We start from the raw sequence: 8,143 nt of genomic DNA, 5'->3' as shown, positions 1-8,143 counted from the left end.
GTGGCCGATCACCCTCTCAGGTCGGCTACGCATCGTCGCCTTGGTGGGCCATTACCCCACCAACTAGCTAATGCGCCGCGGGCCCATCCTGCAGTGACAGCCGAAACCGTCTTTCCGTTCCGCCCCAGGAGGGGCGAAAAACTATTCGGTATTAGCACCGGTTTCCCGGAGTTATCCCGATCTGCAGGGCAGGTTGCCCACGTGTTACTCACCCGTCCGCCGCTAAACGAAGGGAGCAAGCTCCCGACGTTCCGCTCGACTTGCATGTATTAGGCATGCCGCCAGCGTTCGTCCTGAGCCAGGATCAAACTCTCCATTATAGAGTAGTGTTGATTGCTCAATACTGCTGGCGCATCGCCGTCCGAAGACGCACGATTCGCTTTTGATCTGCGTGATGCTGATCAGTAGTTTGTGCGCGGGCCGTTTTGCGCGGCCGTTGCGTGTTGTTGACGTTTTGCTGTTCAGTTTTCAAGGTTCATGTTTGTGCCGCGCTCATTGGCGACTTGATTAATATACCATGCTCATTCCGCCGCGTCAACACTTTACGAGAGAAATTCTTCATTCAGTAAATTCTTTTTCGCTGAGGAAACTTTTCAGAATTTCCTGTCAGCTTAAAATTCAAAATCCGCTTTCGTTTTTGGCAAAATAAAAGCCCGCTGATCGCTCAGCGGGCTTGAAGATTACTCATCGTCTTCTGTTATTTCTTCTTCTACATCATCGATTGTTTCATTAGCCACTGCTTCATCTTCTGCGTAGACGTCTGCTCCAGCACTTTCTTCAATAAGTGCTTCATCCATCTCCGCTTCCATCTCTTCAGCATCTTCCGGAATTTCGATATCTTTCTTCACGCGGGCCACTGTCGCCACCGTCTCATCTTCCGACAGACGGATCAGGCGGACGCCTTGCGTGCTTCTTCCAGTCGTAGAAATATCATTGACGTCCATGCGGATCAGAATGCCTTTGATCGTGATCAGCATGATGTCTTCTGTTCCATTGACTGTGCGCACCGCTACAAGCGGTCCGTTCTTGTCAGTGATCTGGCACGTCCGGATCCCCATACCGCCCCTTGACTGGACGCGATACTCGGATTCTTTCGTCTGCTTGCCATAACCTTTTTCAGTGATGACCAGAATATTGTCTCCCGGCTCAAGGATTTCCATGCCGACGACGCTGTCGCCTTCGCGCAAACGGATGCCTCGCACGCCGCTTGCTGTCCGGCCCATGCTGCGGATATCAGTTTCCGGGAAACGGATCAATGCGCCATCGCGCGTTCCGATGACCATCTCCTGCTTGCCGTCCGTCAGCTTCACGGAAATCAATTCGTCTTCTTCACGCAGGCTGATCGCTATCAAGCCGTTCTGGCGGATGTTGGCATAATTAGAAACCGGTGTCCGCTTGCTGACGCCATCGCGTGTTGTAAAGAAGAAGAAATCATCGTCCTTGAATTCTTCGACACGGATTACTGCTGTCACTTTCTCGTCTTTGCTGATCTCCAGCAAGTTGACTAAAGGCAAGCCTTTCGCAGTCCGTCCGTATTCAGGAATCTGATAGCCTTTCTTACGATACACTTTCCCTTTGCTCGTAAAGAACAAGATCGTATCATGCGTTGACGTATATAGAAGGTGCTCAACGAAATCGTCGTCGTTCGTGCCCATCCCTTGTACGCCGCGCCCTCCACGTTTCTGGCTGCGGTACGTGTTAGCCGGCAGGCGTTTAACGTAACCATTATGCGTCAACGTGATGACAGATGCTTCTCTTGGAATCAAGTCTTCATCTTCGAACATTTCGGCGCCGCCTGTCGTAATTTCCGTTCTGCGGTCATCGCTAAAACGTTCTTTCACTTCATTCAATTCTTCACGGATGATTTCAAGGATGCGGTATTCATTCGCCAAAATCTCACGAAGCTCATCAATCAGCTTAATAAGCGCTTGATATTCTTCTTCAATTTTGTCGCGCTCCAAGCCAGTCAAACGCTGCAAACGCATATCCAAAATAGCCTGGGACTGTCGTTCCGACAAATTGAAATCGCTCATCAAACCGTTGCGGGCTTCTTCCGCCGTCTGAGAACCACGGATCAATGCGATGATCGCATCGATATGGTCGAGCGCAATACGCAGGCCTTCTAGGATATGCGCACGGTCTTCCGCTTTCGTCAAATCGAATTGCGTACGACGGCGAATCACCACTTTTTGGTGTTCTAAGTAATGGTAGAGAACCTCTTTCAATCCAAGAACTTTCGGATGGCCGTCAACCAGTGCAAGCATATTGATCCCAAAGCTTGTCTGCATCGCCGTTTGTTTATAGAGATTGTTCAATAATACGCTGGCACTTGCATCGCGGCGAACTTCGATGACAATCCGCATGCCGTTGCGGTCGGATTCATCGCGAAGGTCGGTGATGCCGTCAATTTTCTTGTCGCGCACAAGCTCCGCAATTTTTTCAATCAAACGTGCTTTATTGACCTGATAAGGAAGTTCGTGCACTAGAATGACTTCTTTGCCATTCGGCTTTGTTTCAATTTCAACAACAGAACGGATCAGAACTGACCCTTTGCCAGTTTCATAAGCTCGGCGGATGCCGCTCCGTCCAAGAATAATCCCGCCTGTCGGGAAATCAGGGCCTGGAAGGAATTCCATCAATTCTTCCGTGCTGATTGCCGAGTTTTCAGCTAATGCCAAAACCGCGTCAATCGTTTCGCCCAAATGATGGGGCGGAATGTTCGTTGCCATCCCTACTGCAATCCCTGACGTACCGTTAACCAGCAAGTTCGGGAATCGGCTAGGCAAGACGACCGGCTCTTTTTCCTGGCCATCATAGTTTTCTTTATAATCAATCGTGTTTTTGTTCAGATCGCGCAGCATTTCCATTGCGATTTTCGACATTTTCGATTCGGTATAGCGCATTGCAGCTGCTGCATCGCCATCAACCGAACCGAAGTTGCCGTGCCCGTCAACGAGCATATAACGGTAGCTGAAATCCTGTGCCATCCGTACCATTGTTTCGTAAACCGCGCTGTCACCGTGTGGATGGTATTTACCAATTACATCCCCGACGATACGCGCTGATTTTTTATAGGCTTTATCTGAAGTAATTCCTAAGTCATGCATCGCATAAAGGATGCGGCGATGAACAGGCTTCAGCCCATCGCGCACATCCGGCAAGGCACGGGAAACGATAACGCTCATTGCATAATCTAAAAAGGACGTGCGCATCTCCGTGCTTATATTTATTTCTTCAACACCACTGCTCGGCCGTTCAGCCATAACCGCAGCCTCCTCTCAACTACTCGATCCAAATTAAATATCCAAGTTTTTAACGTAACGTGCGTTTTCCTCAATGAAGTTCCGGCGCGGTTCCACGTCGTCACCCATCAGGATGTGGAAAGTTTCATCCGCGGTCATGGCGTCGTTCAGCGTAACTTGCAGCAATGTCCGTACATCCGGGTCCATTGTGGTATCCCATAATTGTGTAGCGTTCATCTCGCCGAGCCCTTTATAGCGCTGGATATTCGGTTTAGGCGTGCTCGGCAGTTTGCCAAGCGCTTCTTTTAGCTGTGCATCGGTGTATACATAATCTATATGCTTGCCTTGCTTGATCTGGAACAATGGCGGCTGGGCAATGTAGATATAGCCCGCTTCAATCAACGGACGCATGTAACGGAAGAAGAATGTCAGCAACAATGTGCGGATATGGGCGCCATCGACGTCAGCATCAGTCATGATGACGACTTTGTGGTAGCGCGCTTTTTCCAAGTTGAACTCTTCTCCGATTCCCGTACCAAGCGCTGTGATGATGTTGCGGATCTCCGCATTCGACAAGATTTTGTCAAGGCGCGCTTTTTCAACGTTCAGGATTTTACCGCGCAGCGGCAGGATCGCCTGAAAATGGCGGTCACGGCCTGATTTGGCTGAACCTCCTGCAGAGTCTCCCTCAACAATGTAGATTTCACTGACTTTCGGATCGCGTGAAGAACAATCCGCCAATTTACCCGGCAGGCTCGAAACTTCGAGTACCGACTTGCGGCGTGTAAATTCACGCGCTTTTTTTGCCGCCATTCGGGCATGGGAAGCCATGATCCCTTTTTCAACAACTTTGCGCGAAATGGATGGATTTTCCAAAAGAAAGCGTTCAAAACCGGCTGAGAATAAATTATTGACGATTGGGCTCACCTCTGTGTTGCCCAGTTTCGTTTTGGTCTGGCCTTCAAACTGCGGATCCGGATGCTTGATCGAGATGATCGCAGTCAACCCTTCCCTAACGTCATCGCCTGTCAGGTTCGGATCTTGTTCTTTCAGCATGCCGTTTTTGCGCGCGTAATCATTGATAACACGCGTCAATGCTGTCTTAAAGCCGGATTCATGCGTTCCGCCTTCATGCGTATTGATATTATTGGCAAAAGAGAAAATATTGGCGGCATAGCCCGCATTGTATTGCATCGCAACCTCGACAGTAATGCCATCTTTTTCAGACTCAACAAAAATCGCCTCTTCATAAAGAGGGTCTTTGGATTTGTTCAGATGTTCGACGTAAGATTTGATGCCGCCTTCGAAGTGGTAGATTTTCTCTTTTTCTTCGCCTTCGCGTTCATCACTGGCCACAATTCTCAACCCGCGGTTCAAGTAAGCAAGTTCGCGCAGACGGTGGTCCAGGATATCAAATTCATAAACAGTCGTTTCCTTGAAGATATCGGAATCCGCTTTAAAACGAATCGTCGTACCCGTATTTTCAGCGTCGCCGATGACATGCAGTTCTTCAGTCACCGCTCCGCGTTCAAACTTGATGTAATGGCGTTTGCCGTCCCGGTTCACGTAAACTTCCGTGACTTCAGACAAAGCGTTTACCACTGATGCGCCAACGCCGTGCAAACCACCGGAAACTTTATAGCCTCCGCCGCCGAATTTACCGCCGGCGTGGAGTACAGTCATAATGACTTCTACAGCCGGACGCCCCATTTTTTCCTGCATGCCGACTGGAATTCCGCGCCCGTTATCGACGACGCGAATCCAGTTGTCGGGTTCGATCGTGACTTGAATTTCATCGCAATAGCCTGCAAGCGCCTCATCGATGCTGTTATCAACAATTTCCCAAACCAAGTGGTGAAGCCCTTTCGCACTTGTGGAACCAATATACATTCCGGGTCTTTTGCGGACAGCTTCCAACCCTTCAAGAACTTGGATCTGACTAGCTTCATAAGATGGTTGAAGATTTTTTTCTTCCATTGCCATTCCGTTCACCTGCTCTTCCTTACTGCATTCTTTTTTACACTTTTTTTGCTAATGGCCCAATGTCCATGATTTGTTTAATGATGGCCTGCGCCTTCAAGGGCGATCCATAAATGAAATCATCCGTGATCACGAATGATTTCACTTTATCTATCGGTACGAGTAGCCGCGTAAAAGCGGACGGCGCGTAATTTCGAGTTGAAATGACAGCGATAATCCTGCTGGCCTGGATGGTCTGCTCGGTGCTTATTGAGATATAAACGGGAAATCACTCCTTGACTTCGCCTTTCACAACTTCGAAAAGGCGAGCATTTTGAATGGTTTCATGCTGTATCCCTTCCACGCTGGTCGTAGTGACGAACGTCTGGACCGAGCCGTGGATCGTATTTAATAAATGCGATTGTCTATAATCATCCAATTCCGACAGCACATCATCCAGCAACAGCACCGGTGCTTCTCCGACTTCCTGTTTGATCAGTTCGATTTCAGCCAGTTTCAGCGACAAAGCCGTTGTTCTTTGCTGGCCTTGAGAACCATAAGTCTGAATATCATAGCCATTGACGAAAAATTGGAGATCATCGCGGTGAGGGCCGATAAGCGTCACTCCTCGCTCAATTTCCCGTTTCCTTACCTCTATAAGTTTTTGCTCTAAAAAAGACGCCATTTCTTGGGGCGTCCATTCAGGCTTTAGTCCACTGATCGGCTGATAGCGGATTTGAAGTTGTTCCAGCCCCCGGGAAATTCCGGAATGGATCGGTTCAGCCCATTTTTGCAACAGCTCCATAAACTGGTAGCGTTTGCGGATGATTTTCACCGCTGCTTCGATAAATTGTTCTGTATATACGTCGAACATGACATCATTGATTGCCTGTTTTCCATAATGTTGCTTAAGTATGTGGTTTCGTTGTTTTAAAAGTTTTTGGTACATCAATAAATCATGCAAATAGACTGGAGAAATCTGGCCGATTTCCATATCGATAAAGCGCCTGCGCACTTGCGGGCTGCCTTTTACGAGATGAAGATCTTCGGGCGCGAACATGACAACGTTCAATTGCCCGATATAATCGCTAAGCCGCCGTTGTTCAAGATGGTTGACTTTCGCTTTTTTGCCTTTTTTCGACAAGATAATTTCAAGAGGCAATTTACCGTATTTACGATGCACATCACCCTTAATTTTACCATATTCAGATTCCCAGCGTATCAATTCTTTATCATTTGCCGTCCGATGCGATTTTGCCATTGATAACACATACAGCGATTCCATGATATTGGTCTTCCCTTGTGCATTTTCTCCTATAAAAACATTAATGCCCGGCGAAAATGTCAGTTCAAGCTTTTCGTAGTTCCGATAATTCGAAAGCTCGAGATGCTCAATCCACATCGAAGCTCAAGCCTTCAGCTACCACAATACGAAACTCCCCGATTTCTGGGATCGATACGGTGTCTTCCGGGCGGAGTTTTTTGCCTCTGCGATTTTCAGCTTCGCCATTGACGAAAACTTCATGTTCGCTAAGGAACCATTTTGCCATTCCTCCTGAACTGATTGTGTCAGTCATCTTAAGCAATTGGCCTAGTGTTATAAATTCTGTCTCAATACCTATTTCTTTCAAAATGCACTCATCCTTCGCTTCATAGTCTATCCCTCTATTTTACCCTATTTAGGGTAAAAAGTAAAAAGGATAGCCGTATAGGCTATCCTCGAGGGTCTTTTTGTTTTTTAATACGTTCGGACAGGAAGAATCAGCTGTAAAATCGAATCGTCCAAAGCGGACTTCAAAATAAATGGGCGCATAGGTCCTGTGAATTGAATCAGCACATCTTGCCCATCAATTGCTTTAAGGGCGTCCATCATGAATTTTGCACTAAACGAAATTTTCAAGTCTTCTCCTTCAATGCTTTGTGCTTGAAGCTGCTCTTCAACTTTCCCTACTTCCGGTGAATTAGAAGAAACTTCGATTTCATTGCCTGAATTTGTCGAGAAGCGCACAACATTATTGCGTTCTTCACGTGCCAATAATGACGCACGGTCAATTGCCTGCAGCAAAGAACGTCCATTGACTGTAACTTCCGTTTTGTATTCAGCAGGAATCAAGCGGGATGTATCCGGATAATTGCCTTCCAGCAAACGGGAGAAAAATAGGATGTGTTTCGTTTTGAACAAAACCTGCTGGTTCGTCATAACGATTTCAACCGGATCGGAATTGTCATCCAAAATTTTGTTCAGTTCGTTCAGGCTCTTGCCTGGGATAACTACGCTGTATTCATCTTCCGGCAAAGTTTCCAATTTAGTCTTGCGGCGCGCCAAACGGTGGCTGTCAGTTGCGACACAAACCAATTCCCCGTCTTTTACTTCCCAATGAACGCCAGTCAAAACAGGTCGCGTTTCAGAACTAGACACTGCAAATATCGTTTCGCGGTTAATTGTTTTCAAAAGGTCCGCAGGAATCGAGAATAACCGGTCATCTTGGATTTCAGGAAGCTGTGGATAATCCATTGCATCCAGTCCAATTAAATGGAATTCTGATTTCCCTGAGCGGATATGCGTCTGGAAGTTCCCCGTAATTTCGATTTCAACATCGTTTGTCGGCAATTTACGGATGATTTCCCCAAATACTTTTGCCTGAAGGACAATGCTTCCTCCTTGGGATACGCGAATGATCTGTTCGCCATCTTCTTCAGCCGGGATGAATGTCTGGATTGTGATATCTGAATCACTTCCTGTCAATCTCATTCCTTCTGAAGAAACATCCATTTTAATTCCCGTTAAGATCGGAATCGTCGTTTTTGAACTTACCGCTTTCATTACATCATTTAAACCTTCGACTAATCGTTCACGCATTATCTCGAATTTCATTCTCGAACCTCGCTTATATATATATTTTATTTAATGCTTTTAAAGTAATAATAGTAGTAGGGCCTGT

General features: G+C 47.1%; 5 protein-coding genes and 1 rRNA gene. All 6 read right to left on the bottom strand.

Translation table 11 applies throughout. The features are described 5' to 3' along the window. A 16S ribosomal RNA gene (locus AC4EHJ_RS10950) occupies nt 1-320 on the bottom strand; the annotation flags it as partial. Nucleotides 321-680: 360 nt separating this feature from the next. Next, nucleotides 681-3,263 (bottom strand): DNA gyrase subunit A, encoded by a 2,583-nt coding sequence (gene gyrA, locus AC4EHJ_RS10945; protein ID WP_490975586.1) that lies wholly within the window; start codon nt 3,261-3,263, stop codon nt 681-683. A 33-nt stretch (nt 3,264-3,296) separates the two neighbouring features. Then, complete coding sequence (gene gyrB, locus AC4EHJ_RS10940) at nt 3,297-5,225, bottom strand: DNA topoisomerase (ATP-hydrolyzing) subunit B (RefSeq protein WP_490975585.1); 1,929 nt, start codon at nt 5,223-5,225, stop codon at nt 3,297-3,299. Between the two features lie 265 nt (nt 5,226-5,490). Then, nucleotides 5,491-6,603, bottom strand: a complete 1,113-nt coding sequence (recF, locus tag AC4EHJ_RS10935; RefSeq protein ID WP_490975584.1) for a DNA replication/repair protein RecF — start codon at nt 6,601-6,603, stop codon at nt 5,491-5,493. After that, the gene (yaaA, locus tag AC4EHJ_RS10930) at nt 6,593-6,832 is read right to left on the bottom strand and encodes a S4 domain-containing protein YaaA (protein WP_490975583.1); all 240 of its coding nucleotides are present in this window, start codon (nt 6,830-6,832) and stop codon (nt 6,593-6,595) included. Before yaaA ends, recF begins: the two co-directional genes overlap by 11 nt. 107 nt (nt 6,833-6,939) lie before the next feature. After that, nucleotides 6,940-8,076 (bottom strand): DNA polymerase III subunit beta, encoded by a 1,137-nt coding sequence (gene dnaN / locus AC4EHJ_RS10925; RefSeq protein ID WP_135500497.1) that lies wholly within the window; start codon nt 8,074-8,076, stop codon nt 6,940-6,942. Nucleotides 8,077-8,143: the final 67 nt, after the last annotated feature.

The organism is Planococcus sp. TJ-301 (genome assembly GCF_058268475.1).
This window is presented reverse-complemented; position numbering and strand designations above follow the sequence as displayed.

Coding starts and splice junctions, on each gene's coding strand:
- gyrB (WP_490975585.1), bottom strand. CDS start 5,225: ATGGCAATGGAAGAAAAAAATCTTCAACCATCTTATGAAGCTAGTCAG.
- recF (WP_490975584.1), bottom strand. CDS start 6,603: ATGTGGATTGAGCATCTCGAGCTTTCGAATTATCGGAACTACGAAAAG.
- dnaN (WP_135500497.1), bottom strand. CDS start 8,076: ATGAAATTCGAGATAATGCGTGAACGATTAGTCGAAGGTTTAAATGAT.
- gyrA (WP_490975586.1), bottom strand. CDS start 3,263: ATGGCTGAACGGCCGAGCAGTGGTGTTGAAGAAATAAATATAAGCACG.